22 protein-coding genes are annotated in these 24,466 nt (G+C 66.2%); 2 read left to right on the top strand and 20 right to left on the bottom strand.

Features of this window, described 5'->3' with window-relative positions:
- Positions 1 to 18: 18 nt before the first annotated feature.
- From AC3WLE_RS17240 to AC3WLE_RS17200, 9 genes are all read right to left on the bottom strand, one after another.
- Complete coding sequence (locus AC3WLE_RS17240) at positions 19 to 1,611, bottom strand: DUF1302 family protein (RefSeq protein ID WP_492351974.1); 1,593 nt, start codon at positions 1,609 to 1,611, stop codon at positions 19 to 21.
- A gap of 50 nt (positions 1,612 to 1,661) precedes the next feature.
- The gene (locus AC3WLE_RS17235; RefSeq protein WP_492355821.1) at positions 1,662 to 4,058 is read right to left on the bottom strand and encodes an efflux RND transporter permease subunit; all 2,397 of its coding nucleotides are present in this window, start codon (positions 4,056 to 4,058) and stop codon (positions 1,662 to 1,664) included.
- 40 nt (positions 4,059 to 4,098) lie between these two features.
- Positions 4,099 to 5,064: a sialidase family protein gene (locus AC3WLE_RS17230; RefSeq protein ID WP_492355822.1), complete on the bottom strand. Its 966-nt coding sequence runs from the start codon at positions 5,062 to 5,064 to the stop codon at positions 4,099 to 4,101.
- Between the two features lie 137 nt (positions 5,065 to 5,201).
- Entirely contained in the window at positions 5,202 to 5,546 is a 345-nt protein-coding gene (locus AC3WLE_RS17225) for a YciI family protein (RefSeq protein ID WP_492319052.1), read from the bottom strand.
- Positions 5,547 to 5,636: 90 nt separating this feature from the next.
- A complete protein-coding gene (locus tag AC3WLE_RS17220; protein WP_492319051.1) occupies positions 5,637 to 6,695 on the bottom strand; it encodes a maleylacetate reductase in 1,059 nt (352 codons plus the stop codon).
- Positions 6,696 to 6,713: 18 nt separating this feature from the next.
- Positions 6,714 to 7,352 carry an alpha/beta hydrolase gene (locus AC3WLE_RS17215; RefSeq protein WP_492319050.1) on the bottom strand — a complete coding sequence of 213 codons (639 nt, stop codon included), beginning with the start codon at positions 7,350 to 7,352 and terminating at the stop codon, positions 6,714 to 6,716.
- An 86-nt stretch (positions 7,353 to 7,438) separates the two neighbouring features.
- A complete protein-coding gene (locus tag AC3WLE_RS17210; protein ID WP_492319049.1) occupies positions 7,439 to 8,398 on the bottom strand; it encodes a VOC family protein in 960 nt (319 codons plus the stop codon).
- 57 nt (positions 8,399 to 8,455) lie between these two features.
- Entirely contained in the window at positions 8,456 to 9,244 is a 789-nt protein-coding gene (locus AC3WLE_RS17205) for a citryl-CoA lyase (RefSeq protein WP_492355825.1), read from the bottom strand.
- A complete protein-coding gene (locus tag AC3WLE_RS17200) occupies positions 9,241 to 10,740 on the bottom strand; it encodes a class I adenylate-forming enzyme family protein (protein ID WP_492355826.1) in 1,500 nt (499 codons plus the stop codon). The genes AC3WLE_RS17205 and AC3WLE_RS17200 overlap by 4 nt, the downstream gene beginning before the upstream one ends.
- 203 nt (positions 10,741 to 10,943) lie before the next feature.
- On the opposite strand from AC3WLE_RS17200, the gene AC3WLE_RS17195 reads away from it, so the two are divergent.
- Positions 10,944 to 11,714 (top strand): GntR family transcriptional regulator, encoded by a 771-nt coding sequence (locus AC3WLE_RS17195; RefSeq protein ID WP_492355827.1) that lies wholly within the window; start codon positions 10,944 to 10,946, stop codon positions 11,712 to 11,714.
- A 7-nt stretch (positions 11,715 to 11,721) separates the two neighbouring features.
- Here AC3WLE_RS17195 and AC3WLE_RS17190 read toward each other — a convergent pair whose 3' ends face one another.
- The 4 genes from AC3WLE_RS17190 to AC3WLE_RS17175 form a co-directional block, all read right to left on the bottom strand.
- A complete protein-coding gene (locus AC3WLE_RS17190) occupies positions 11,722 to 12,495 on the bottom strand; it encodes an ABC transporter permease (RefSeq protein WP_010813920.1) in 774 nt (257 codons plus the stop codon).
- Positions 12,496 to 12,507: 12 nt separating this feature from the next.
- Positions 12,508 to 13,362 carry an ABC transporter ATP-binding protein gene (locus tag AC3WLE_RS17185; RefSeq protein ID WP_492319045.1) on the bottom strand — a complete coding sequence of 285 codons (855 nt, stop codon included), beginning with the start codon at positions 13,360 to 13,362 and terminating at the stop codon, positions 12,508 to 12,510.
- The gene (locus AC3WLE_RS17180) at positions 13,359 to 14,501 is read right to left on the bottom strand and encodes an ABC transporter substrate-binding protein (RefSeq protein ID WP_492355828.1); all 1,143 of its coding nucleotides are present in this window, start codon (positions 14,499 to 14,501) and stop codon (positions 13,359 to 13,361) included. The genes AC3WLE_RS17185 and AC3WLE_RS17180 overlap by 4 nt, the downstream gene beginning before the upstream one ends.
- A gap of 204 nt (positions 14,502 to 14,705) precedes the next feature.
- Complete coding sequence (locus AC3WLE_RS17175; protein WP_492351980.1) at positions 14,706 to 16,604, bottom strand: ABCB family ABC transporter ATP-binding protein/permease; 1,899 nt, start codon at positions 16,602 to 16,604, stop codon at positions 14,706 to 14,708.
- 108 nt (positions 16,605 to 16,712) lie between these two features.
- On the opposite strand from AC3WLE_RS17175, the gene AC3WLE_RS17170 reads away from it, so the two are divergent.
- Positions 16,713 to 17,117 carry an acyl-CoA thioesterase gene (locus AC3WLE_RS17170; RefSeq protein ID WP_492355829.1) on the top strand — a complete coding sequence of 135 codons (405 nt, stop codon included), beginning with the start codon at positions 16,713 to 16,715 and terminating at the stop codon, positions 17,115 to 17,117.
- A 398-nt stretch (positions 17,118 to 17,515) separates the two neighbouring features.
- Here AC3WLE_RS17170 and AC3WLE_RS17165 read toward each other — a convergent pair whose 3' ends face one another.
- From AC3WLE_RS17165 to AC3WLE_RS17135, 7 genes are all read right to left on the bottom strand, one after another.
- Complete coding sequence (locus tag AC3WLE_RS17165) at positions 17,516 to 18,121, bottom strand: type VI secretion system amidase effector protein Tae4 (RefSeq protein ID WP_492351981.1); 606 nt, start codon at positions 18,119 to 18,121, stop codon at positions 17,516 to 17,518.
- Positions 18,114 to 18,371: a hypothetical protein gene (locus AC3WLE_RS17160; protein WP_492351997.1), complete on the bottom strand. Its 258-nt coding sequence runs from the start codon at positions 18,369 to 18,371 to the stop codon at positions 18,114 to 18,116. The genes AC3WLE_RS17165 and AC3WLE_RS17160 overlap by 8 nt, the downstream gene beginning before the upstream one ends.
- Positions 18,259 to 18,687, bottom strand: a complete 429-nt coding sequence (locus tag AC3WLE_RS17155) for a PAAR domain-containing protein (protein ID WP_492351982.1) — start codon at positions 18,685 to 18,687, stop codon at positions 18,259 to 18,261. Before AC3WLE_RS17155 ends, AC3WLE_RS17160 begins: the two co-directional genes overlap by 113 nt.
- 202 nt (positions 18,688 to 18,889) lie before the next feature.
- Complete coding sequence (locus tag AC3WLE_RS17150; RefSeq protein WP_492355830.1) at positions 18,890 to 19,666, bottom strand: enoyl-CoA hydratase; 777 nt, start codon at positions 19,664 to 19,666, stop codon at positions 18,890 to 18,892.
- Between the two features lie 31 nt (positions 19,667 to 19,697).
- Positions 19,698 to 20,654: a DegV family protein gene (locus AC3WLE_RS17145; RefSeq protein ID WP_492355831.1), complete on the bottom strand. Its 957-nt coding sequence runs from the start codon at positions 20,652 to 20,654 to the stop codon at positions 19,698 to 19,700.
- A 112-nt stretch (positions 20,655 to 20,766) separates the two neighbouring features.
- A complete protein-coding gene (locus AC3WLE_RS17140; protein ID WP_037025321.1) occupies positions 20,767 to 21,966 on the bottom strand; it encodes an acetyl-CoA C-acyltransferase in 1,200 nt (399 codons plus the stop codon).
- A 21-nt stretch (positions 21,967 to 21,987) separates the two neighbouring features.
- The gene (locus AC3WLE_RS17135; RefSeq protein ID WP_492319039.1) at positions 21,988 to 24,411 is read right to left on the bottom strand and encodes a 3-hydroxyacyl-CoA dehydrogenase/enoyl-CoA hydratase family protein; all 2,424 of its coding nucleotides are present in this window, start codon (positions 24,409 to 24,411) and stop codon (positions 21,988 to 21,990) included.
- Positions 24,412 to 24,466 lie beyond the last annotated feature (55 nt).

The raw sequence follows: 24,466 nt of genomic DNA, 5'->3' as shown, positions 1-24,466 counted from the left end.
TCTCCTTATTTGGAACTGTCAGAACTGTCGCGTCAGGCGGGCCAGGAACTGACTATTGTTGGCAAAGGTGCCGAACAGGCGCGTCGACCCCTCCACCTGGCCGGGCTGACGTTTGTTCTTGGAAAAGAACAGATCCGCCTCCAGCACCAGGCGCCAGTGGTCGCCGTAGACGAACTCCACGCTCGGGATCAGGAAGCCCCCGCGGCCCTGCAGGTCCACCCCCGCGGCAAGCTGCGGATTGATCTTGTCGTTCCTGTAATTCAGCCCCAATATCACCGTGGCGATGGTGGAGTGCTCCTTGGCCGCGGCGCCATAGCCCACCAGGTTGACGATATCGTCCGACCGCTTGTAGTTCTGGATCCATTTGTCGAACACCTGGACCGAGAAGAATGACGGCCGGCTGGTGCCCAGCAGCTTCGTCAGGTTCAGGCTCTTGTCGATCCGGAACATAGTGGTGACCACGTCCTTCTTGATGATCCCGCCAAAGCCCGGCAGGGCACCGCCAAAGAAGCTGGTGCCGATGTTGTAAGGCGCGTTGCGCGTGTAGACCAGCTCCGTGCTCAGCACGGAGTCGATGGCGGGCACATAGCCGCTGACGGTGGCGCCGAACAGGTCGATCTTGGGGAAGATGAAATCCCCGAGCGCGCCGGTCGGCGCGGCACCCGAAGGCGCGAAGGCCGAGTTCACCACCGGGTCGTTGTTGAATGTCTTCAGGTAGGCCAGCGAATAGTTCACCGGTCCCGCGATCCCTTCCCAGCGTACGCCTCCGGTCTGATCGCTGACATTCGCTCCCGGGTGGCGATAGTTGTAGTTCAGCGCGCCGGGCGCCAGGAAGTCGACGCCCTTGTAAGGCTGCCCCGCCCAGCGGCCGCCGTAGAGATCGTAGCTGTTGCCGATGTCCCGGTTCCGGTCGATGCCTGGCCGATACAGCAATTGCAGGCTGCCGTCCGCCTCCGGCACATTGACCTTGGCCTTGACCAGGAACAACGGCTTGCGCAGTTCGTCGCCTTCGCGCTCCAGGAAGGAGCGCCAGCGGTAATCGAAGCCATTGACGAGATCCAGGGCGCGGAAGAAATCGGTCTCGCCCCAGACGACCTGCTGCTTGCCGATGCGGAAGTTGACCCGCTCCACGGGCGCGAACTCCATGTAGTACTCGCGCAGGTCGGCCTGGTCATACTGGTCCATCAGCCGGCTGCCCGGCCCGCCTGGCGAGTTGGACCGATTCAGTTGCTCCAGGTCCTTCAGGTATCGCGTTTTGTACTCCCCTTCGGCCCGCCCGACCACCTTCCATGTGACCGGTCCGGTTTTCGCGTCGGCATTGAGCAGCAGCGCCGCGCGCAGCATGGATGGCGAAAACCGGTCATTGCGGCTGGTCTCCGGCGGATTCTGCAGATTGAAAGAGGCCCACGTGCGCGCATAGCCGCCCAGGCGGAAGCTGTAGTCATCTGATTTACCGTCGCCGCCGTCGGCGCTTTCCGCGCTGGCCGCGGCCGTCGCGCCAGCCTCTTCCGCATCCGCGGCGAGCGCGTTTGGCGACGCCGCCAGCAGCATCAGCGCCAGGCCTGCGGCGCCGGACTTCATGCGCCGCTCTCCCCAAGAATTCAATGTCACGGTCTCCTCCTGTTGGTGTTTGCTTTTATTTCTTATGACTGGCCGAGGCGCTAGGCCTCAGGCACTGCGCGCATGGCGAGATCCTGGCCGCCGCCGGGCGCCGTTCGCTCGCCTGCCGCCTTCACGATGAATGCCGGCCGGAACACCAGCACCATCGCCGGCATGATGAACAGGGCACTGAGCGCCGAGACGAAGAGCCAGATCGCCATCAACACGCCCATATCGGCCTGAAACCTCAGCGAGGATGCGCACCACAGCACGACGCTGGTGGTCAGCGTCAGCGCGGTCACGACCACGCCACGGCCGGCGCCCAGCAGCGAGGCGATGGTGGCCGCGGACAGGTCCTTGCCCTCGGCGATCTTTTCCTTGATGCCGTCGACGATGTAGAAGGCGTAGTCGACCCCGAGGCCGATACCCAGCGCGGCCACCGGCAGCGTGCTGAGGTTCATGCCGATGCCTTTCCACGCCATGTAGCTGAAGGTGATGGTGTTGGACAGGATCACCGGCACCATGAAGAAGATGCCCGCCGTGACCGAGCGGTAGGCGACCGCGCAGCAGATCACCAACACCAGCAAGGCCAGCGCGATGCTTTCGATCTGGCCGGCGAGAATCACCTCGTTGACCGCAGCCAGCACCCCGACCAGGCCGCCCGCCAGGCGGTAGCTGCCCTCCGCCAGCGGATGGGCATCGACGTAGGCCTTGAGCCGCGCCATGGCGGTGCGGATGCTCTCGCCCTGGTGGTCGCGGAAGTAGAACGTCACCGATGCATCCCGGGCCTGGGCATCAGTGAAGCGCGCCATGTCGCCGGGATCGGAACCCGACACGAACATGTACATCAGCTCGCCGTTCTCCTGTGCCGTGCGGCCGAGCTCCTGGTAGCGCGGGTTGTTCTCGTTCAGTACGCGGCGCACCATCGGGATCACGTCCGCGATCGACGCGCTGCCGCCGATCTCTGGCTGGGCCGCCATGTAGCGCTGCATGCCCGCCATGCTCGCGAGCACCGCGGGCGACTTGACCGCGTTGGGCTGGTGCCCCGCGAACACCGCGTACAGCCGGTCAGAGCCCTGGAACTGCCGGTTGATGGCCGCCGCATCGCGGTTGTAGGCAGAGTCCTGCCAGAGGATGGGTGAGCCAGGCTGGGCATCTCCCACCTGGATACGGGTCGCGTACCACGCCGACACGCCAAACACCGCCGCCGCCCCGGCCAGCACTGCATAGCGCCAGCGCGAGGTGGCGCTGCGCACGCAGACGCCCAGGATGCGGTCGATGCCGGGTCCGAGATCCAGCCGATGGGCATACCCGCGCGGGTAGTGCACCCACGAAAGCAGCACCGGCGTCATCACGCAGGCACTCAATGCGATCGTCATCACCCACACCGTGCCGATGATTGACACCTTGTGCATCAGCGGAATCGGCGTCAGCACCACCACGATCATGCAGCCCGCGTCGGCCACCACACCCAGCATGCCTGGCTTGAACAGCTGCAGCATGCTGGCCTTGGCCGCCGCGCGCGTGGTGTCCGCCCCCGCGGCAAGCTCTTCATCGAAGCGCGACACCAGCTGCACCGAATGCGAGATGGCGCGCGCGGTGATCAGGAAGGCGATCACGATCACCAGCGGATCCAGGTTATAGCCCAGCAGGCGCGCGGCACCGAGCGCCCAGATGGCACTGCTCAGGCCCGCCAGCAGCGGCAGCAGCGTGCCGCGCCAGGTACGGGCGATGACGAAGAGCAGCAGCACCAGGCAACCGATCGTCAGCAGGAAGATGTGCAGCGTCTCCGGCAGGAAGTGGTTGACCCAGCCGTAGAGGATGGGCTCGCCGGTCACGCGCACCCGCACGCCGTCGCCGCGCGCGGCATCGGCGATCGCCCTCACCTGCGGAAAGATCTTGTTGTAGTCGGCGGCGCCTTCATAGAAATCCACCGTGACCAGCGCAGCCTTGAGGTCCTTCGAGACATAGGCGCCATAGACCAGGGGATTATTCAGCACGGCCTGCTTCAGGGCCTCCAGCCCCGACTGGTCCTGCGGGACATCGGGCCACATCAGCGGGCTGGAATCGATGGCCTCGGTCGAGCCGCGGATTTCCTTGAGCTTGCGCGATGCCAGCGAAACGATCTGGAACTGGTTCGCCCCGTCCACCTGTTGCAGGGCGGACGTTACCGACTTCACCTTGGTGAGGAACGCGGTGTTGAAGATGTCGCCCTGCTCGGCCTCGAGCACGAGGCTGACCACGTTCGAGCCGCCGAACGCTTGCTTGTACTGCTCATGGACCTGGATATAGGGATGGCTGCGCGGCAGCAGGTCTTCGAAGACCGTCCTGACCTCCACCCGCAGCGCGGCCACCAGCATCACTGCCGTGACCAGCAGGAAGATGCCGGTCACGTAGGCCCGCCGGCGTATGCAGGACTCGACGAAGCGTTCGAGCCTGCCCTGTTCTGTCGTATTCATGTTCTCCTCCATATTCTTCGGTCGTCCCTGGACAATGCGTCTACAGGGCTGCCGCTTCCTTGACGGCAAGGCGCGAGCCCGCGGCGTAGTACTTGCCGCCGTGCGGCTGCACGCGCGTGTACCAGCGGCGGTCCAGCGGCTCGAACCGCGTCAGCCGCCAGCTGCCTGCATCCGGGCCGGCCACCAGCACCACCCCCTTGTCTCCCACGGCGATCCATTGGCTGCCGTCCCAGGCGACGTCGAGCAGGTCCTCGTCGGTGGCCCTGGCGGCCTGCGTCCAGCTGGCGCCGCCGTTGTCGCTGACCAGCACGGTTCCGCCGAGGCCCACGGCAATGGCGTGGCTGGAATCCCTGAACCTGACCGACATCAGGCTGTGCTTGACCGGGCTGGCGACGCTGGTCCAGCGCTCGCCGGCATCGCCGGTGATGCGGATGCGGCCGAACTCGCCCACCACGCAGCCGCGCGGCCCGTCGAAGGCGATGCCGTTCCATGCGGTGTCCTCGCCCTGCGCCGCGGACTCCCAGCGCTTGCCGTAGTCCCGCGAGCGCAGCAGCACGCCGCCGCTGCCGACCGCCCACGCACTGCCGTCCTGGCTCACATGGACGCGCATCAGCTTGTTGCTGATGGCTGACCTGGGTGCCTGCGCCGGGGCCCAGGTCAGGCCGGCGTCGGCCGTGGTCAGGACCACACCCTCATTGCCGACCGCCACCGCGCGGCGCGCATCCCAGGCGGCGATGTCCTGCAAGGTCTCCTGGCTGGCGGTGCGCTGCATGTGCCAGCCCTGTCCCGCATCGTCGCTGTGCAGGATCTTCCCGTTCGTGCCCACGGCCCACATGCGGCCATCGGGCAGCACGGCGAGGCCGTAGAAGGCGTCGCCGCGTTCCACCAGCGGCTGCGCGACGGACTTGCCTGCCGGCTTGGGCTTGACGAACAAGCCGGCATAAAGAAGCCCGCCAATGATGGCCACGGGCAAGCCGGACAGCAGGATGCGTTTGATACGTTGCATGGTTCAGGTCTTCTGTCTGAATTGGATGCGCAAGGCTGCGCCGGCCGCGGGCGAATTCCGCCCCGCAGGGTTTCACTGCATGGCAAGCTCAGGGGATACGCGGCGGCTACGCGGACGCTAGCCGGCGCCGGGCAGGTTTATCGCGCAGCCATGGTTGCGCTCTGCAGCGCGCGCTCCAGTTCCTCGTGCAGGATGCGCGGGTTGGGATGCGGGACGAATTGCAGGAAGGGTTCGATCTCGATCCGTTCGAACAAGCCTGCGCGGCAGTACGGATCGTCCGCGATCAGTAATTGCGCCTGCTCTCTGTCGGTGCAGCCGACGGCGAGAAACAGGCCTTGCGGACGCTGGTCCTCCCCGCACAACGCACCGGCGCAGACGATCTCCGGCAACCTGGACAGGATGTGGCGGATATGTTCAGGGCGAAGCTTGAGGCGCGCCTGCGCAACGTCCTGCCGGAAGTAGCCGCGAATGATGTATGGCATGGCAAGTAACTCCACTGCGGCGCCCGGTCATCGGACCCTGCGCGCTGGTATGGGATCAGGATGGGTGTTCTCGTTCAGGCGGCTCGCCGGTCAGGCCGGATCGGCGCCTTCGTAGGCCCGCTGCAACAGCTCCCGGACCTGCCCGCGTTCGATCGGGCGCGGATTGGGATATGGCGTCTGCACCACCAGGTCCGCGGCATGATCGAGGCCGTGCGCCGGCATGCCGATCTCGCGCAGGGACCGTGGCACGCCAAGCGCCGCGCCCAGCTCGCGCAGGCCGGCGGGGGCGGGCCCGCGACCCAGTGCGCGGGCAATGCGCGCCATCGCCTGCGGCGCCGACGCGGCGTTGTAGGCCAGCGCGTAAGGCAGCATGACGGTGTGGACTTCCGCATGCGGCAGGTTGAAGCTGCCACCCAGCGTATGGCACAGCTTGTGGTGGAGACCCATCTGCAGGTTGCCCAGCACGGTGGCGCACAGCCAGGCGCCGTACAGCGCGTCGCCGCGCGCATCGGCATCCGTGGGAGCGCGCTTCAGGCATGTCAGCGCACTGGCCAGGGCGCGGATGCCCTCCTCCGCCATCAGGCTGTAGACCGGGTTGCCGTCGCTTGCGTACAGGCCTTCGGCCGCATGGGCGATGGCATTCATGCCGCTGGTCATGGTGAGGCCCTGGGGCAGCGTCAGCGTCAGATCCGGATCGTAGATAACGCTGCGCGGCGCCACGCGCCAGTCGCGGCCGGCGTGTTTCAGACCGCCCTCGGTGATGGCGTAGAGCGGCGTCATCTCGGAGCCGGCATAGGTCGTCGGCAAGGCGATGATAGGCAAATCCGCGTTGAGCGCGATCGCCTTGGCCAGGCCGATGGTGGAGCCGCCGCCAACGGCCACGCAGCCATCGCCGCCGGCCCGATGCACGGCTTGGACCGCGGCGCGGGCGACGTCTGCGGGCACATGCATCACGGCTTCGCCGTAGACGCCGACGCAGCGGTCCCCGAGGAGATCGGCGATTTGCTGGCCGAGCGCCACCTGCTCCGGGGTGGTCAGCACCAGCACCCGCCGCAGCCCCAGTTGGTCCAGTTCGCGCGGAAGGTGTTGCCGTGCGCCGCGGCCGAAGACGACGCGGCAAGCGCGGGATTCATGCACGAATGACTGCATGGTGACTGCTCCAGATGATCAACAGGTTCCCGGCGCGCAAGCAGCCAGGAGGGTATTGGCATAGGTGACTTCCGCGTCGCGGATGCCATGCTCGCTGCCCGGCTCCACCTTGAGGGTGACGTCGGCGCCGACCGCGCTGAACCATGAGGCCGACTCGCGCACGCTGTCGGCGGGCACATGCGGATCCTGGTCCCAGGTGGAGAGCAGCACCGGCATGCCTTCGAGTTCGCGATGCGAGCCGTCGCGGGGCATGCCGGGCGGTCCGATCAGTCCGCCGGTGAAGGCGATCAGCCCCGCATACCTGCGGCGCTGGCGCCAGAGGAACTCGCTGCAGAGGCAAGCGCCCTGTGAAAACCCGACCAGCACCTGGGATGCGTAAGGAAAGCCCATGGCCAGCAGCGCCTCGGATAGGACGTCGATGCGCTCCAGCGCCTGCGAGAGCCTCGGCTCATTGGTGTCGAGGGGGGCGATGAAGCGCTCCGGGTACCAGGAATTGTCCGCCGCCAGCGGCGCGAACCATGCGACCCCGGGGTGGCTGATGCGGCTGACCAGCAGCTCGCGCATCAGCGCGGGGGACTGGCCGCGCCCATGCACCAGGATCGCGGCGAGCTTCGCGTTGCCAGCCGGCGCATCGAACACGCTCAGCGGCGTCTGCATGTGGGGATTGATGTCAGGCATAGTCTTCCCGGCATAACGGGCGATGGGCGAGCGGCAGGGCGTTGGAACTGCCATGGCCCGTTCTCTCAATAGTTCAGGGTTTCCAGCGACTGCAGGATGCTGGCGCGCTGGCTCTCGAACTGCGGTGCGATTTTCAGCTCCGAGCCCAGGCGTTCGTAGGGCTCGTCGATCAGGAAAGCTTCCGGCTTGGATACCGTGGCCTCGAACATCGCACCGCTGGGGGTGCGCACGTAGATCGACTCGAAATACCCGCGGTCCTTGCGCTCCGACGTATCGGTCAGGCCCATCCCCTCGAGACGGGCCTTGACCAGGTCCTGGACCATGCGATCCTCGACCTGGAACGCGCAGTGGTGCACCGTACCCTCGCCGTAAGTCCAGCTCGCCTGGGGCATGCCGGGTTCGAGCGCATAGTCGACGAACTTGCCGGAGCCGCCGTCGCCAAATGCGTAGCGGGTGTACTTGCCGTCGCGTGCCACTTCGCGGCCCGACCAGCCGGTCTGCATGAACTCCTGCGAAGTCTCCATTTCCCGCACATTGACCGCGATCGTATGCAGGCCGCGGACGGCCAGCTCCGCAGGCACTTCGCCGTTGGAGTAAGGCTTGCGAGCATCGTCGGCAATGCCGATCAGCTCGTACTCGACACCGCAGGGATGCGCGAATGCCAGCACCGTTTCCCCGAACCGTTCCGAACGGCGGACCTCGAAGCCATGGTCGGCCAGGCGCTTCTCCCAGAACGGAATCGCCGATACCGGCACCGACAGCGCCAGGCTGCCGATCTGCCCCGTGCCACGCTTGCCCTTGCGCCCGAAATGCGCCACCGGGAAGCAGGTGATCAGGGTGCTCTCCTCGCCGACGTCGTTGCCGTAGTACAGGTGATAGAACGGCGTACCGCCGTCATAGATCAGCGTCTTCTTCACGCTCTTGAGCGACAGCACCTTGGTGTGGAAGTCATAGTCGTCCTGTGCGGTGCCCACGCTCAGCGTGATGTGGTGATGGCGCTGAATGGACTGGTCCGTTTGTGTCATGTTGTCTCCTCTTGCTGTTTTCTGATGGAACAGGTGCGCAAGGCCGTACCGGGATCGTCAGCCTGGCTGGTCCGCGGGATGTGGGGGCTTCATCGCGTGGTCAACGAGGTCCCAGATGAACCGCCCCGATGGCTCGCGCTGCTCTTCGGCAATATGGGCGATCAGGCCAGCCGTGCGGCTGAGCACGGCGAAACCGCGCATCAGCCTGGCCGGGATGCCGATGTCGCCGAGCACGGCGGCGATCGCACCGGTGGCGTTGATGGTGATATGGCGCCCGGCGGCGGCATCCACCTCGGCGGCAAGCAGCGCCAGCGCGGCGCAGCGCGAGCCATGGGTGCCAAGCTCGCGCGCCAGCGCCAGCAAGGCCAGGGCGCGTGGATCGTCCGGGCGGTGCAGGTGGTGGCCAAAACCAGGCACCGCCTCGCGCCTGGCGCGGTAGTCCCGGGCAATGCGCTGCGCCTCGGCAGCGCCCGCTTCGCCGGCAACCGCGATCTGGTCAAGCAGGCCGGCGGCCGGCTCCATGGTGCCGATGAACTGGCTGGCCACCGCAAGCAAGCCGGCTGCCACACCCGCCTGCAGGTTTTCCGGCGAGCTCGCATAGATCATGCGCGTGGCGATGGCACTCGGCGTCATGCCGTGCTCCATCAGCGTGACCAACACCGCTTCGACGATGCGGCGCTGGGCCGCGGTCGGCGCGCTGCCGAAGGTCTGCTTCATGAAGACATCGACAAAGCTGGCCTGGCCGAGCAGGTCGCCCACCAGGTCATCGTCGCCGTAGTAGACCGCCTGCGTGGTGTAGTGGCAGAGCTTGGTGCGCGGCGCGGCGCCCGCTTGCGGCTGGCTCATGATGCGCTCCCGGTGCCCACGATGGTTGCCCGGACCGCGGGCTTCAGCACCTTGCCCACCGCACTGCGCGGCAGCGCATCGAACAGGTGTACTTGCTTGGGCGTCTTGACCGAGCCCAGCTCGCGCTTGACCAGCGCAATCAGGTCGGCGGCGTCGACACGCATGCCCGGGCGCAGTTGCACGGCCGCGTGGACGGCCTCGCCCCACTTGGCATCCGGGATGCCGACCACCGAGCAGTCGGCGACAGCGGGGTGCGCGGACAGCACCACCTCGACATCGCTGGGGTAGACATTGAAGCCGCCGGTGATGATCACGTCACGGATACGGTCGCGCAGGAACAGGTAGCCGCGCTCATCAAGGACCCCGGCATCGCCCGTGCGCAGCCAGCCGTCGACCAGCGTCTTGCGGGTCTCTTGCTCCGCCTTCAGGTAGCCGCTCATCACCAGGTCGCCGCGCACGGCGATTTCACCCTCCTCCCCGGCCTTGAGCACGTTGCCGTGCTTGTCGACGATGGCAACCCGGGTCAGCAGCGATGGCTTTCCGACGGAAGCCAGGTTGGTGCCGGTCATGTCGCCCGGCGGCAGGAAGGTGATGATCTGCGGCGCCTCGGTCTGGCCGAAGGACGTGCAGAGAATCGGACCGAACACCGCCTGGGCATCGCGGATCTGTTCCGGGCGCATCGGCGCGCCGCCGTAGACCAGGTAGCGCAGTGAACGCAGCCCACGGGGCGCGCGGCGCTGCTCTTCCACCAGCGACAGAATCAGCGTCGGGGGCGCGAAGAACAGCGTCGCGCCATGGGCCTGCGCCGCATCAAGCAATGCCGCCGCCTTGTTGTGCGCCGGAAAGATCAATGCGCCGCCAGCGCCCAGCAACGGCAGCATGTAGGTCGAGGTGCCGTGCGTGATCGGCGCGGCCACCAGGTAGCGGTCATCCGGCGTCAGGCCCAGTTCATGGATCTGGGTGGCGATGTTCGCGTTCCAGGCGCGCAGCGGCTGGATCACGCCCTTGGGGAACCCCGTCGAGCCGCCGGTGAACTTGATCGCCTGCGCGGCGTCGAGGGGGACACCACCGCGCCCGTGGGGTCCCATCATGACCGTGTTGACGTCACCCGCATGGCAAGCGAGCTCTGCCAGCGGACGCACTGGCACGGTGATACCCACCAGCCGCGCCGCCATCTCGGCGTCCGCCAGCACCAGCGACGGCTCGACGAAATCAACGATGCGGTGCAGCTCGGGGTCGCCGTTGCGCGGGTTCAGCGGTATCCACACCTTGCCGGCGGCCAGGATTGCCAGGATCGCCACCAGGTGGTCAACCGTGTTCGCGGCCCCGACGCAGACCCGGCTGCGCGGCGCAGGGTCGATCGCGGTGAGTGCGGCGGCTCGCTGCAGCACCATGTCTGCCAGCGCCCGGAACGACAGCTCGCCGGCGGGGCCGATGATGGCCACCCGGCCGGGATACCGGTGGGCGGCGCGCCACAGGAAGTCGATGGGATACATGCTTGGGAATCTCCAGGAAACAAGGACGGCATCGAGGCGAAAAACGGCTCGCCGCCCTTCGATGGCTCGAACTATAGAAGTTTGTTCGAACATTCGAATATTAGGAAAAACCCTGCCGCCCGTGCTAGCATTGGCAAAAGGCTGGAGGCAGCCTGTTCCCTCTGCCCCGCGACCATGAAGCGACTCTGAAAGCGCTTGAAAGCATGCAAGACGACACCGACGCCTACGCGGCCGCGCTGGCCGCCAACACTCCGCGCCACCTGGACCTGGCACGCACATTGATGCAGGAAATCATCGGCGGCCGCCCACCGGTCGGCGAACTGCTGCCGACCGAGGCCGAATTGTGCGAAAGGTGGAATCTGAGCCGGTACGCGGTGCGTCAGGCCGTGCAGAAGCTGACCAGCCTCGGCATGGTGACCCGGCAAGCAGGCGTGGGCACGCGCGTGATCGCGGACCGGCCGCAGAGCCGCTTCATGCAAGTCATGGACTCTCCGGCCGACCTGGTCAGCTACGCCAAGGGCACGACGCTGCGCACCTCAGGAAGCAGCACCATCCAGGCTGATGAAGCCCTGGCGGCACTGCTGCGCTGCGCGCCCGGTGCCGCGTGGCTCCACATTGCCGGCACGCGCTATGGCTGCCCGCCCGCCCTCGAGCCGATTGCGCTGGTCGACATCTACGTCGACGGCACATATGGTGCCCTGTCCCAGTTCGGCGAGACCCTGGACGTGCCGGTGTACACGATGGTCGAGAAGCAGTACGGGATCAAGATCACCCGCGTCGAGCAGAAAGTGGAAGGCTGGCTGATCGAAGGCGCTCAGGCAAAGGCCTTGCAGGTCCCCGACAAATCGGCCGGGCTGCGCATCACCCGGACTTATTTCCTGCGTGAACAGGCCATTGTCGTGACCACCGGTGTCCATCCGGCCAGCCGCTTCAGCTATTGCACGAGCTACCAGTTGACGCAGGCCGGCAGCTGAAGCATGGCTAGCCTCGGTGGGCCCAGCCGGTCATGCGCTTCTCGACCACCGCAAACAGCTCGTACATCGCCATCGCCATCACCGCGATCACCACCAGCCCGGCAAAGGCCAGCGGCATCTTCATGGCCGAGCCGGCCGACACCAGCAAGTAACCGATGCCTTCGTTGGCGGCGTTCATCTCCGACACCGTGGTGCCGACAAAGGCCAGCGTGATCGCCACCTTCAGCGATGCGAAGAAATACGGCATGGCGCGCGGCAGACCGACCTTGAACAACACGTCGCGCCGTTTGGCGCCGAGCACGCGCAGCACGTCCTCCAGCTCCGGCTCCAGCGTGGCCAGGCCGGTGGCGATATTGACCATGATCGGGAAGAACGAGATCAGGAACGCGGTCAGGATGGCCGGACCCGCGCCCAGGCCAAACCACACCACCAGGATCGGCACGAAGGCGGCCTTGGGCAGCGCGTTGAAGGCCGTCATCAGCGGATAGCTGGCGGCATAGAGCAGCCGCGACGAGCCCATTGCCAGCCCCAGCAGCACGCCCACGGCGATGGCTACGCCGAAGCCCACCATGGTGGTCCAGAAGGTGCGCCACGCATGGCCGGCGATTACGTCGGCATATTCCACCAGCGAGGCCACGATCGCCGATGGTGTCGGCAGGATAAAGTCGGACACGCCGAAGGCCATGCACGCGCCCTGCCACAGCAGCAGCACCGCGGCCAGCAGCAGCCAAGGCGCCACGCGCTGCACGCGGCGCTCCTGCGCGGAAGTGAGAGTCATCATGGTAGCTTTGCCTCAGTGTTGGCGCACATGGCCGATCTTCTCGCGCAGCACGTGCACCAGGTCGGCAAAGGGCTCGGTATAGGTCAGTTCCAGGTCGCGCGGGCGCGGCAGGTCGATCTCCTTGCGCATCAGGATGCGGCCCGGGCGCTGGCTCATCACGTAGACGGTGTCGGCCAGGAACACGGCCTCGCGCAGGTCGTGCGTGACCAGGATCACGTTGAAGCGCTGCGCCTGCCACAGGTCGCGCAGCACGCACCAGAGCTCCTCGCGCGTAAAGGCGTCGAGCGCGCCGAAGGGCTCGTCCAGCAGCAGCATGCGCGGCTGGTGGACCAGCGCGCGGCAGATCGAGGCGCGCTGCTGCATGCCGCCGGACAGCTGCCACGGGTACTTGTCCTCGTAGCCGGCCAGGCCCACCGTATGCAGCAGCTTGCGCGCGCGCTCGACGTACTCGTCGCGACGTGCGCGCAGGGTGGAGCGATATGGTTCGACGATCTCCAGCGGCAGCATTACGTTGTCCAGCGTAGTGCGCCACGGCAGCAGCGTGGGCGCCTGGAAGGCCATGCCGACCTGCTTGAGCGGGCCGGTCACCTTCTGGCCGGCAATCTTCACGACGCCGCGCGTGGCCGGCTTGAGCCCGGTCGCCAGCTTCATGAAGGTGGACTTGCCGCAGCCGGACGGGCCGACGATGGCGATGAACTCGCCCGGCGCCACCTGCAGCGAGATGTCCTCGACCGCGAACTCGCCCTTGTGCGCGAGCTCGTCGTTATAGGCCAGCCAGACCCGGTTGAAATCGACAAAGGGTTCCACGGCCGCGGGCGCGGCGCTCCCGCCAGAGGCGGGCATGAAGGCAGCCTGGCGTGTCATCATCGCAGCACATCCAGTTCGGCCGCGCTGGGCAGGAACGCATCGGTCCACAGCGCATCGGGGTTGATGCGGCCCTTGGTGCCGAAGGCATCGGCCACCTGCGAGGCCATCAGCGACAGGCGCGGCTTGCTGATGCGCCCGAAGCCCTCGGCCTTCGCATCCGGCGACTTGACCACGCTGTCCAGCGCCAGCTTGAGCCGGCGCACTTCCAGCTTCTCATCGATGATGCCGTCGCGCGCCTTGACCGCCTTGATGCCCTCTTCCGGCCGCGCGATCACGTCGCGCGCCGACTTGCTGAAGGCGCGCAGGAAGGCCTTCACTGCCTCCGGGTTCTTCTTCATGAATTCCTCGGAGGCGATCACCGCGTTGCCGTACAGCTTCACGCCGAACTGCGGGTACGGCAGCACCACGATGTCTTCATCCTTCACGCCGCGCGCGTTCAGGTTCAGGATCGATGTGAACGAGAACCCGGTGATGGCATCGAGGTCGCCGCGCGTGAGCATGGTCTCGCGCAGCGTCGGGTCCATCGCCTGCCAGTTGAACGAGGACGCCTGCAGGCCGTTGGCCTTGGCGAAGATCGGGAAGGCGCGGCGGCCGGCGTCGAACACCGGCGCGCCCATGCGCTTGCCGGCGAGGTCCTTCGGCGCGCGGATGCCGGACTTCTTCAGCGCGAGAACGGCGGCGGGCGTGTTGTTGTAGACCATCATCACGGCCACCGGCTTGTTCTTCGCGTCGGGGTTGTTGCCGTAGAACTCCATCACCGACGACATATCGGCGAAGCCCATGTCGTACGTGCCCGAGGCCACGCGGTTGACCACGTTGCCCGAGCCGTTGCCGGCGTCGATCGAGACGTCGAGCTTCTCGGCCTTGTAGTAGCCCTTCTGCTCGCCCAGCAGGAACAGCGCCGCCGGCCCTTCGAAGCGCCAGTCGAGCTGGAAGCGGAGCTTGGTTGGTGCAGCCTGCGCGTAGGCCGCGCCGGCGAATTGTGTCGACAGCACCAGGCTGGTGCCGATCATCACGCCGAGCTTCAGCAGGCGGCGCCGTGCCGTAGTGCGGGACGCGCGCGTGCCGGTATGTTCATGGTTCTCGGCGGCAGCAGCGCAAACGCCGGCGGACGCTAGCGCAGCGTGGAAATGAGGCATGGAATCTCTCCGTTGATCGTGATCTCGGAGGGATTCGTCCGCAAGGGACGTGCCAGGTTTTTCAGCCCCGTTTCAGGGCGGGCCCGCAAGCGATTGCCGAACCAAAAACGTGCGAGGCGATTGCCGCAGCGCCATCGTCGGCAATGATTGTCGACAATGCCCGCCACCCCTTGGTGCACGCGGATGCAGGAGAATGCAGCCCCGTCAGGCGTCCTGCGTGGCGTCGCCCACGTCGAGTGCCAGTGCATCCGCGCCCACGGCTTCGCCGCCCTTGGCGGCGGCGCGCGCCTGGATGTCCCACATCTCGGCGTAGCGGCCACGCGCGCGCATCAGCTCGGCATGGGTGCCGCGCTCGACGACGCGGCCGTGGTCCATCACCAGGATCTGGTCGGCATGCACGACGGTGGACAGCCGGTGCGCGATCAGCAGCGTGGTGCGGTTCTGCGCCAGCCGCATCAGCTCGGCCTGGATCGCCTGCTCGGTGCGTGAATCCAGCGCCGAGGTGGCTTCGTCGAAGACCAGCACCGGCGGGTTCTTCAGCAGCGTGCGCGCGATCGCCACGCGCTGCTTCTCGCCACCGGACAGCTTCAGGCCACGCTCGCCCACCGGGGTGTCGTACCCCTGCGGCAGCTCGCGGATGAAGCTGTCGATCTGCGCGGCGCGCGCGGCGGCGATGACCTCGTCGCGGCTGGCGTCTGGCCGGCCGTAGGCGATGTTGTAGAAGATGCTGTCGTTGAACAGCACCGTGTCCTGCGGCACGATGCCGATGGCGCGGCGCAGGCTGTCCTGCGTGATCGCGCGGATGTCCTGGCCGTCGATCTCGATGGCGCCGCCGTTGACGTCGTAGAAGCGGAACAACAGCCGCGCCAGCGTCGACTTGCCCGAGCCGCTGTGACCGACCACGGCGGTGGTGGTGCCCGCCGCAATGGTGAAATCCACGCCATCCAGGATCAGCCGGTCCGGCTCATAGCTGAAGCGCACGTCGCTGAAGCGCACCTGCGCGCCGCTGACCTGCAGCGGCTGCGCGCCGGGCGCGTCGGCCACCTCCTGGTTGGTGCCCAGCAGCACGAACATGCGGTCCATGTCGGTGGTGGCCTGCTTGATCTCGCGGTAGATCACGCCGAGGAAGTTCAGCGGGATATAGAGCTGGATCATCAGCGTGTTGACCAGCACCAGGTCGCCCAGCGTGAGCTTGCCGTCGACCACGCCCACGGTGGCGCGCCACAGGATCAGGATCAGCCCCAGCGCGATGATGGTCTGCTGGCCGAAGTTCAGGAACGACAGCGAGTTCTGCGAGCGGATTGCGGCGGTGCGGTACTTGCGCAGGTTCTCGTCGTAGCGCTGCGCCTCGTACTCTTCATTGCCGAAGTATTTGACGGTCTCGAAGTTGAGCAGCGAATCGATCGCCTTCTGGTTGGCGCGCGAATCGAGCTCGTTCATGCGGCGGCGGAAATGCGTGCGCCATTCCGTCACCACGATGGTGAAGACGATATACCCCACCAGCGCGCAGCCGGTGATGGCCGCGAACCAGATGTCGTAGTGCAGGATAAAGAAGCCGATCACCAGGCCCATCTCGACCAGCGTGGGCAGGATGCTGTACAGCGAATACGAGATCAGCGACTGGATGCCGCGCGTGCCGCGCTCGATGTCGCGGCTCATGCCGCCGGTCTGCCGGTCCAGGTGGAAACGCAGCGACAGCGCGTGCAGGTGCCGGAACACCTGCAGCGCGATCTCGCGCACGGCGCTCTGCGTGACCTTGGAAAAGAGCATCTCCCGCAACTCGGTGAACAGCGTCGCCGACAGCCGCAGCAGCCCGTAGGCGACGATCAACCCGACCGGCACGGCCAGCAGCGCGCGCGGGTCGCCCGGCTGCAGGTTCATGCTGTCGATCAGCTGCTTCATCAGCACCGGCACGCCCAGGTTGGCCACCTTGGCCGACACCAGGCACGCCAGCGCCAGCATCACGCGCCACTTGTAGTGCCAGACATAGGGCAGCAGGTTGCGCACCGTCTGCCAGTCGCTGCGGGGCGCGCGCTGACCGGGAAAGAGCGTGTTTGAAGCAGGAGCGGGGGCCGGCTCAGCGGTCGTGGAATAGCGGCGCATACGTTAGAATTCGAGCCAATGCGCGATTGTCGCAGAGTTCGCATTACGTGGCAGGCGAAGGGTCTTTCGCCGCGCTCCGCCTCCTTCCGCAGTCCACCACACACCGTCATGAACGCTCCCCACACCGTCCCCGCCCTGCCCGCCGGCAAGAATCCCGCTCTGCGCGTGGTGCCCATGCCCGCCGACGCCAATGTGCACGGCGACGTGTTCGGCGGCTGGATCATGGCGCAGGTGGATATCGCCGGCTCGATCCCGGCGGTGGAACGCGCCCAGGGCCGCGTGGCCACGGTCGCGGTCAACTCCTTCCTGTTCAAGCATCCGGTGTTCGTTGGCGACCTGGTCAGCTTTTATGCGGACATCGTCAAGACCGGCCGTACCTCGATCACGGTGTCGGTCGAGGTCTACGCGCAACGGATGCGCCACAGCAATGAGATCGTCAAGGTGACGGAGGCCACGCTGACGTATGTGGCGACGGATGAATCGCGGCAGCCGCGGGCGTTGCCGTCGGCTTGAGGGGCGGCAGGTCAATACATTCCTTCCAATGTCCTGTCCATTTGCGCCGCCCCCTTGGCACTACAGCGCAATGATCCTGGTTACAGTGAACACAACCGCCCAATGTGCGAGGACCGCCCCCGCCAGCGCGGCAGCCAGCACGGTGACTCTATCGACACGCGCGCAAAGCAGGAACCCCAGGACACCAAACAAGGCTGGTGGCACAGGTATCAGCAAGATCAAACCCAGCAGCATCCGGATATCAGAAGGGCATATATCGATTCCAACGCAAGTCCCAGGCCGCGGCATGCACAGGCTCGGGAACATGTCGCAGAGGTAAACATCGACACGGGACCATGTGAGAACACTGGCCAGACCAGTGCCGACGAATGCTGCTTTGATGGCAATGCGCCGCTTGTTCACTTGATTTCCCAGAAAAGTATCTCCGTTGACCGCCCGAGATCCGACCACCCGTAGTGGGTGCCGGGAAACAATGCGTCCCAGCCCAAGCTGCGACCAATTGTTGCAATAGCACCGGGCGCACTGCTGATGGTCAGCCTCGATCCGTTCCACAGGTCAACGTGACCGCCTGTCGCATTGCCAGCCGATTCACCGTCCCGCCTCCAGTAGCTCTTGAAGGCAACGATTCCTGTGCGCCCCTTGATCTTCTTCTGCCAATCGGCCCCCGTGACGTTTTCCGGCGCGCCGATGCCCGCCAGCGGCTTCAGCCGCAGCCAATCCGCCATCTCGGACGCCAGGACTGCCGTGCGCTTGCCGTCCAAGCGAATCTGGCCCTTGCCGCGAAAGGACTTCATCTCGATGCCGACCCGGTGCAGGGTCACGCTCATGCGAATCGCGCACTGGTTCTCGAAACCTGGCGGTATGTCTCCTGTCTTTGGATCGACGTACGGTGCGCCTTGCGGATAGGCCGTCCACAGCTCAGCGAATGTAACAGCCTTTAGTGATACCTCCTTGATGGAATCCGGGGTCGAATTTGTCCTAACGATTGTTCTCTTGTTAGGCATGCTCGGACCCCTCGCACTGCTTTGCCAGGGCTTCGTCGCCCCAATAGACCGAGTACTCGTCGGCGTTCTCCGTATATACGCGAGGCAGCTTTCCGCTTTCGTCCAGGCGCCCGGCGAACGTCCGGCCATCGGAGATCTCAACGAAGTACGGATAGCCTGCGACGAGGGCCGCTCCCGATCGCGCTCGAATTTGTTCGTCGTACCTGACAGTCACCGGCGAGGTGGGAAAGCCGGCGCTGTTTCCGCGCATGCGCCTTATGCCACTGCGCAGCATCCTCTGCCGTCATGGTCATCGTGTACGGTCGCGACGCAAAGAAGACAGGCCGCGGACTGCAACCGCACGCGCAGATGTCACCGCTCAAGGCTTCTTCCTTGCCCTCATCCGTGCTGGGCCAGCGTGGGCCGACGCAGACGCTGACTCCCGTTCGCTTGCAGACTGGGCAGTACACCGGATCGCCTTCACGCGCTGTCGGGTTGCCTTCGTAGCTGGATCCGAGGCTGCCACCAACGATCGTGGCCCCATTGTTTGCTTTGTCGCCCTTGATGAGATAGGTTCTGGTAACCATGGCCGCACCTTGCTTGGAGATAGGTTTTCACCGCACGCCATTGCGCCAGAGCTTCCATAAGGAATCAATCAGCGAAACCTGATACTTCTTTGTCGATTAGGCGACTAGTCCCACCGGTTCAGCCATCCAGAGATACAGGAGCGTGGAGTCGCCAGGAAAGGGCCCCCCGGCATTGCATTACCGAGGGGCGAATCGGACAGGTTTACTCGAACTTCGTAAAATCCGGCTTGCGCTTCTGGAAGAAGGCAGCAAACGCCTCTTTCGCCTCCGGCGCCACCAGCATCTTCCGGAACACCGCGCCCTCGTCGGCCATCTGCTTTTCCACTGCCGTCATATCGCCCGCCTTCATCAGCCGCTTGCTCTCGCGCAGCGACGACGCCGGCAGGGCTACCAGCTTGCGCGCCTGCTGCAGCGCAAAGTCGTGCAGCTCGGCCACCGGCAGCACCCGCGTCACCAGCCCGATCTCCAGCGCCTCCTGCGCGCTGAAGGCTTCGCCCAGCAGCAGCTTCTCGGCCGCGCGCTGGTAGCCGACCAGCCGCGGCAGCAGCAGGCTCGAGGCCGCTTCAGGACACAGGCCCAGCTGCACGAACGGCAGCGACAGCTTGGCCGTATCGGACGCGTAAACCAGATCGCAATGCAGCAGCATGGTGGTGCCCACCCCGACCGCGGCACCGCTGACGGCTGCCACGATCGGCTTGGTGGCGTGGCTGATCTGGTAGAGGAACTGGAACACCGGCGCCTGCTCGGCGCCATCGCCGGCGCTAGGCGGGCGCTGCATGAAGTCTTCCAGGTCGTTGCCGGCGGTAAAGATCTCCGGCTTGCCGCGCAGCAGGATGGCGCGCACATTGCGGTCGGTTTCGGCCGCGCGCAGCGCGTCGGCCATGGCCTGGTACATCGCCGCGGTGATGGCGTTCTTCTTGTCGATGCGGTCGAACTCGATGGTCAGGATGCCCTGCTCGATGCCGGTGCGGATGCTCATGGTGTCCTCGTCTGTGGATGCATTGCTGGGGTTATTCAAAAGGCGGCGGCGATTCGGAAAGATAGCTCAGCCCGAACGCGCGCGCGCCGACATTCAGCGCCACCGTCAGGCTCATCGGCGCCAGCATCAGTGCCACGCCCTGGCCGCGCGCGGTGCGCTCCAGCGACTGGAAGGCTGGCATCGCGCGCACGGCGTCGAGCGGGCCGGCATAGCAGACCGAGATCGCCGGCACCATCAGGTCGCCGCCGCGGATGCACTGCTCGGCATGCTGCAGCACGCGGCGCGCACCCTCCTCGGAGCCGCGTGCCCTGGCGATGGCCTCGGTGTGCCCGCGGTGCATGCGCACCACCGGGCGGATATTGAAGGCGCTGCCCATCACATAGCGGCCCCAGGTGATGCTGCCCTCGCCCTTCTGGCGCGCGCGCGTGTACATGTAGAGCAGCTCGTCGGGCACCAGGAACATATGGGCGGCATCGCGCAGGCGCGTCTCGACCGCTTCCCGCACCGCTTGCGGGCTGGCGCCTGCGGCGGCCATGCGCGCGGCTTCGCGCACGATCAGCGCCTGGCCCGGTCCGATCGCGCCGGTGTCGACCACGGTCAGGTCGAACAGGCCGGTGCGCCCGGCTTCCTTGCGCAGGCGCACGCTGCGCGCCACGGTGCCGATCACCGCGCCGGTGGCATGCGCATACAGCTTGCTGCGCGAACTGGCGATGGTGAACAGGATGGCGCGGTCGCAATGGGCCACCACGTTGCGCAGCAGGTGTTCTTCCAGCTCGCGCTCGAGCAGCGGGATCGATTCGGCGTAGTGGTCCTGGCGGCCAACCAGGTATTGCTGGTAGAGCGTGGGCAGCGCGTCTTCATCGCGCGTATCGGCGACAAAATGTTCGCCCGCGCGGATGCGGAACGGAATGGTGTGGACCTTCAGCTGGGCCATGATGTCGCGCGGCAGATCGCACGCGGCATCGGCCAGGATGGCTGTCTCCTGCATATTATTGTCTCCCCTACCTGGTGACCCGCATGGCGGGCGGCAGCCCCGGTACTGCTTTCTTCACCTGACAGAAGGGCGGGACAGCCCCGAGGAGCCGTCCCGCAGGCGCGTTTTAGACGCGCTCGAAAATACCTGCGGCGCCCATGCCCGTGCCAACGCACATGGTCACCATGCCGTACTTCAGGTTATGGCGGCGCAGCGCGTGCACCACCGTGGCCGAACGGATCGCACCGGTGGCACCGAGCGGGTGGCCCAGCGCAATCGCGCCGCCCATGCGGTTGACCTTGGCCGGATCCAGTTGCAGATCGCGCATCACCGCCAGCGACTGCGCGGCAAAGGCCTCGTTCAGTTCGATCCAGTCGAGCTGGTCCTGGGTCAGGCCCGCGGCCTTCAGCGCCGCCGGAATCGCTTCCTTGGGGCCGATGCCCATGATCTCGGGCGGCACGCCGCGCACCGCGAACGAGACGAAGCGCGCCAGCGGCACCAGGTTGAACTGCTTGAGGATCTTTTCCGAGACCAGGATCAGCGCGCCGGCGCCGTCAGAGGTCTGCGAGCTGTTGCCGGCGGTGACGCTGCCCTTGTTGGCAAACACCGGGCGCAGCTTGCCCAGGCCTTCCAGCGAGGTCTCCGGGCGCGGGCCTTCGTCCAGCGAGATCGTGCGCGACTTCACGTTCACCTGGCCGCTGGCGAGGTCGGGGAAGCGCTCGACGATCTCGATCGGCGTGATCTCGTCCTTGAACTCGCCGGCCTGCTGCGCCGCGATGGCCTTCTGGTGCGAGGCCAGCGAGAACGCATCCTGGTCCTCGCGGCTGACCTGCCATTGCTGCGCCACCTTCTCGGCGGTCAGGCCCATGCCGTAGGCGATGCCCACGTTCTCGTCGCGGGTGAAGATCTCCGGCGACATCGACGGCGAGTTGCCCATCATCGGCACCATGCTCATCGATTCCACGCCGGCGGCGATCATCACGTCGGACTCGCCCACGCGGATGCGGTCGGCCGCCATCGCCACCGCGCTCACGCCCGAGGCGCAGAAGCGGTTGACGGTGATGCCGCCCACGGTATTGGGCAGGCCCGACAGCAGCGCGCCGATGCGGGCCACGTTCAGGCCCTGCTGCGCTTCAGGAATCGCGCAGCCGACGATGGCGTCTTCGATCAGTTTCGGGTCCAGGTCCGGCACCTGTGCCACGGCAGCCTTCAGGATGGTTGCCAGCAGGTCGTCCGGGCGCGTGTTCTTGAACGCGCCCTTCGGGGCCTTGCCGATCGGCGAGCGGGTGGCCGCAACGATATATGCGTCTTGCAGTTGTTTCATGATGTCGGTTCCTCGCTTGCCCTGTTAGTTACGCACCGGCTTGCCGGTCTGCAGCATGCCCATGATGCGCTCCTGCGTCTTGCCGGTGCCGAGCAGGTCGACAAAGGCCTTGCGCTCCAGCGCCAGCAGCCAGTCCTCGCTCACCAGCGAGCCGGCCTCGACGTCGCCGCCGCACACCGCTTCGGCGATGCGGCTGGCGATCAGGAAGTCGTGCGCCGAAATAAAGCCGCCGTCGCGCATATTGACCAGCGATGCCTTGATGGTGGCAATGCCCGAGCGGCCGGCCACCGGGACCAGCGTCGGCAGCGGCGCGCGGTAGCCGGCGCTGGCCAGCGCGCGCACTTCGTTCTGCGCCACGTACAGCAGCTCGTGCACGTTGAAGACGATCTTGTCGGACGGCTGCAGGTAGCCCATCTGGCGCGCTTCCAGCGCCGAGGCCGAGACCTTGGCCATGGCCGCGCTCTGGAAGCGGCTGGTCAGGAACTGCAGGATGTTGGTGCTGCCCGCGGCCTGCGCCGCGCGCGCGGCCGCCAGCGCGGCTTCCTTCAGGCCGCCGCCGGCCGGCACCAGGCCCACGCCCACTTCGACCAGGCCGATATACGTCTCGAGCGCGGCCACGCGCGAAGCCGAATGCAGCATCAGCTCGCAGCCGCCGCCCAGCGCAATGCCGGACGCCGCGGACACCACCGGCACCGAGGCGTACTTCACGCGCATCATGCCGTCCTGGAACTTCTTCACGAACGGTTCGATGCCCTTGGCGCCGCCCATCATGAAGGCGGGCATGGCCGCTTCCAGGTTGGCGCCGGCGGAGAACGGGCCACCCGGTGCGCCCAGCTGCAGCGAAGTCGGCTGCCACACCACCAGCCCCTTGTAGCCGGTTTCGGCCAGGTCGATGGCGCGGGTCAGGCCGTCGATCACGTCCGGCCCGATGGTGTTCATCTTGCTCTTGAACGAGACCACCAGCACGTCGTCCTGGCCTTCGCTCACCCAGATGCGCACGGCGTCGTTCTCTTCGACAGTGCGGCCGGCCTTGCGCGGATCGGCCGCGGCAGTGCCCTTGATCGCGGCACGGAATGCCTGGCGCTGGTACACCGGCAGCTTGCTGCGCGCGACGAAGGACTGCGTCGCCGGCGACCACGAACCGGCAGCGGCGTGCACGCCCTGGTTCTCTGCCACCGGGCCCTCGAATACCCATGCCGGCAGCGGCGCGGCCGACAGCGCCTTGCCGGCTTCCACGTCTTCCTTGACCCACTCGGCCACCTGCTTCCAGCCGGCCGACTGCCAGTCTTCGAACGGACCCGAGTTCCAGCCGAAGCCCCAGCGGATCGCCAGGTCGATGTCGGCGGCGGAGCCCGCGACCTGCTCCAGGTACACGGCGATGTAGTGGAACACGTCGCGGAACACCGCCCACAGGAACTGCGCCTGCGGGTTGGTCGACTCGCGCAGCAGCTTGATGCGCTCGGCCGCATCCTTCTTCAGCATGCGCACCACGATCTCGTCGGCCTTCTTGCCGGCATCGACGTACTGGCCGGTCTTGGCGTCGAGCACCTTGATGGCCTTGCCTTCCTTCTTGTAGAAGCCGGCACCGGTCTTCTGGCCCAGCGCGCCCGCGTCGACCAGGCCCTTGAGTACGGCCGGGGTCTTGTACACCGGCGCGAACGGGTCGTCGTGCAGGGTGTCCTGCATGGTCTTGATCACGTGCGCCATGGTGTCCAGGCCGACCACGTCCGCGGTGCGGAAGGTGGCGGACTTGGCGCGGCCCAGCTTGGAGCCGGTCAGGTCATCGACCACGTCGAACGGGATGCCGAACTTCTCGGCTTCGGCAAACACGGCCAGGATCGAGAAGATGCCGACGCGGTTGGCGATGAAGTTGGGCGTGTCCTTGGCGCGCACCACGCCCTTGCCGAGCGTGGTGGTCAGGAATGCTTCAAGCTGGTCGAGGATCTGCGGCTGCGTGGTCGCGGTCGGGATCAGCTCGACCAGGTGCATGTAGCGCGGCGGGTTGAAGAAGTGCACGCCGCAGAAGCGCGACTTCAGGTCCGCATCAAACCCGTCGGACAGCGCTGTGATCGACAGGCCCGAGGTGTTGGTCGCGAAGATCGCATGCGAGGCCAGGTGCGGCGCGACCTTCTTGTACAGGTCGTGCTTCCAGTCCATGCGCTCGGCGATCGCCTCGATCACCAGGTCGCATTCCTTGAGCAGCGCGATGTCGTCCTCGTAGTTGGCCGCCTGGATCAGGCCGGCCTCTTCCTTGATGCCCAGCGGCGCGGGCGAGAGCTTCTTCAGGTTCTCGATGGCGCGCAGCGCGATGCCGTTCTTGGGGCCTTCCTTGGCGGGAAGGTCGAACAGCACCACGGGCACGCGCGCATTGATCAGGTGGGCGGCGATCTGCGCCCCCATGACGCCGGCACCCAGCACGGCGACTTTCTTGACGATGAAATTGGACATGCTCGCTCCTGGATTAGTGAGCGTTAGACAGATGCGAAGCCGTCGTTCCCGGCCG

It is taken from the genome of Cupriavidus sp. FW306-1B-F12B, from assembly GCF_058781795.1.
Note: the sequence above shows the minus strand (reverse complement) of the source record. Positions and strands in the feature narration are given on the sequence as shown.

Coding starts and splice junctions, on each gene's coding strand:
- AC3WLE_RS17235 (WP_492355821.1), bottom strand. CDS start 4,058: ATGAATACGACAGAACAGGGCAGGCTCGAACGCTTCGTCGAGTCCTGC.
- AC3WLE_RS17230 (WP_492355822.1), bottom strand. CDS start 5,064: ATGCAACGTATCAAACGCATCCTGCTGTCCGGCTTGCCCGTGGCCATC.
- AC3WLE_RS17225 (WP_492319052.1), bottom strand. CDS start 5,546: ATGCCATACATCATTCGCGGCTACTTCCGGCAGGACGTTGCGCAGGCG.
- AC3WLE_RS17220 (WP_492319051.1), bottom strand. CDS start 6,695: ATGCAGTCATTCGTGCATGAATCCCGCGCTTGCCGCGTCGTCTTCGGC.
- AC3WLE_RS17215 (WP_492319050.1), bottom strand. CDS start 7,352: ATGCAGACGCCGCTGAGCGTGTTCGATGCGCCGGCTGGCAACGCGAAG.
- AC3WLE_RS17210 (WP_492319049.1), bottom strand. CDS start 8,398: ATGACACAAACGGACCAGTCCATTCAGCGCCATCACCACATCACGCTG.
- AC3WLE_RS17205 (WP_492355825.1), bottom strand. CDS start 9,244: ATGAGCCAGCCGCAAGCGGGCGCCGCGCCGCGCACCAAGCTCTGCCAC.
- AC3WLE_RS17200 (WP_492355826.1), bottom strand. CDS start 10,740: ATGTATCCCATCGACTTCCTGTGGCGCGCCGCCCACCGGTATCCCGGC.
- AC3WLE_RS17195 (WP_492355827.1), top strand. CDS start 10,944: ATGCAAGACGACACCGACGCCTACGCGGCCGCGCTGGCCGCCAACACT.
- AC3WLE_RS17190 (WP_010813920.1), bottom strand. CDS start 12,495: ATGATGACTCTCACTTCCGCGCAGGAGCGCCGCGTGCAGCGCGTGGCG.
- AC3WLE_RS17185 (WP_492319045.1), bottom strand. CDS start 13,362: ATGATGACACGCCAGGCTGCCTTCATGCCCGCCTCTGGCGGGAGCGCC.
- AC3WLE_RS17180 (WP_492355828.1), bottom strand. CDS start 14,501: ATGCCTCATTTCCACGCTGCGCTAGCGTCCGCCGGCGTTTGCGCTGCT.
- AC3WLE_RS17175 (WP_492351980.1), bottom strand. CDS start 16,604: ATGCGCCGCTATTCCACGACCGCTGAGCCGGCCCCCGCTCCTGCTTCA.
- AC3WLE_RS17170 (WP_492355829.1), top strand. CDS start 16,713: ATGAACGCTCCCCACACCGTCCCCGCCCTGCCCGCCGGCAAGAATCCC.
- AC3WLE_RS17165 (WP_492351981.1), bottom strand. CDS start 18,121: ATGCCTAACAAGAGAACAATCGTTAGGACAAATTCGACCCCGGATTCC.
- AC3WLE_RS17160 (WP_492351997.1), bottom strand. CDS start 18,371: ATGCGCGGAAACAGCGCCGGCTTTCCCACCTCGCCGGTGACTGTCAGG.
- AC3WLE_RS17155 (WP_492351982.1), bottom strand. CDS start 18,687: ATGGTTACCAGAACCTATCTCATCAAGGGCGACAAAGCAAACAATGGG.
- AC3WLE_RS17150 (WP_492355830.1), bottom strand. CDS start 19,666: ATGAGCATCCGCACCGGCATCGAGCAGGGCATCCTGACCATCGAGTTC.
- AC3WLE_RS17145 (WP_492355831.1), bottom strand. CDS start 20,654: ATGCAGGAGACAGCCATCCTGGCCGATGCCGCGTGCGATCTGCCGCGC.
- AC3WLE_RS17135 (WP_492319039.1), bottom strand. CDS start 24,411: ATGTCCAATTTCATCGTCAAGAAAGTCGCCGTGCTGGGTGCCGGCGTC.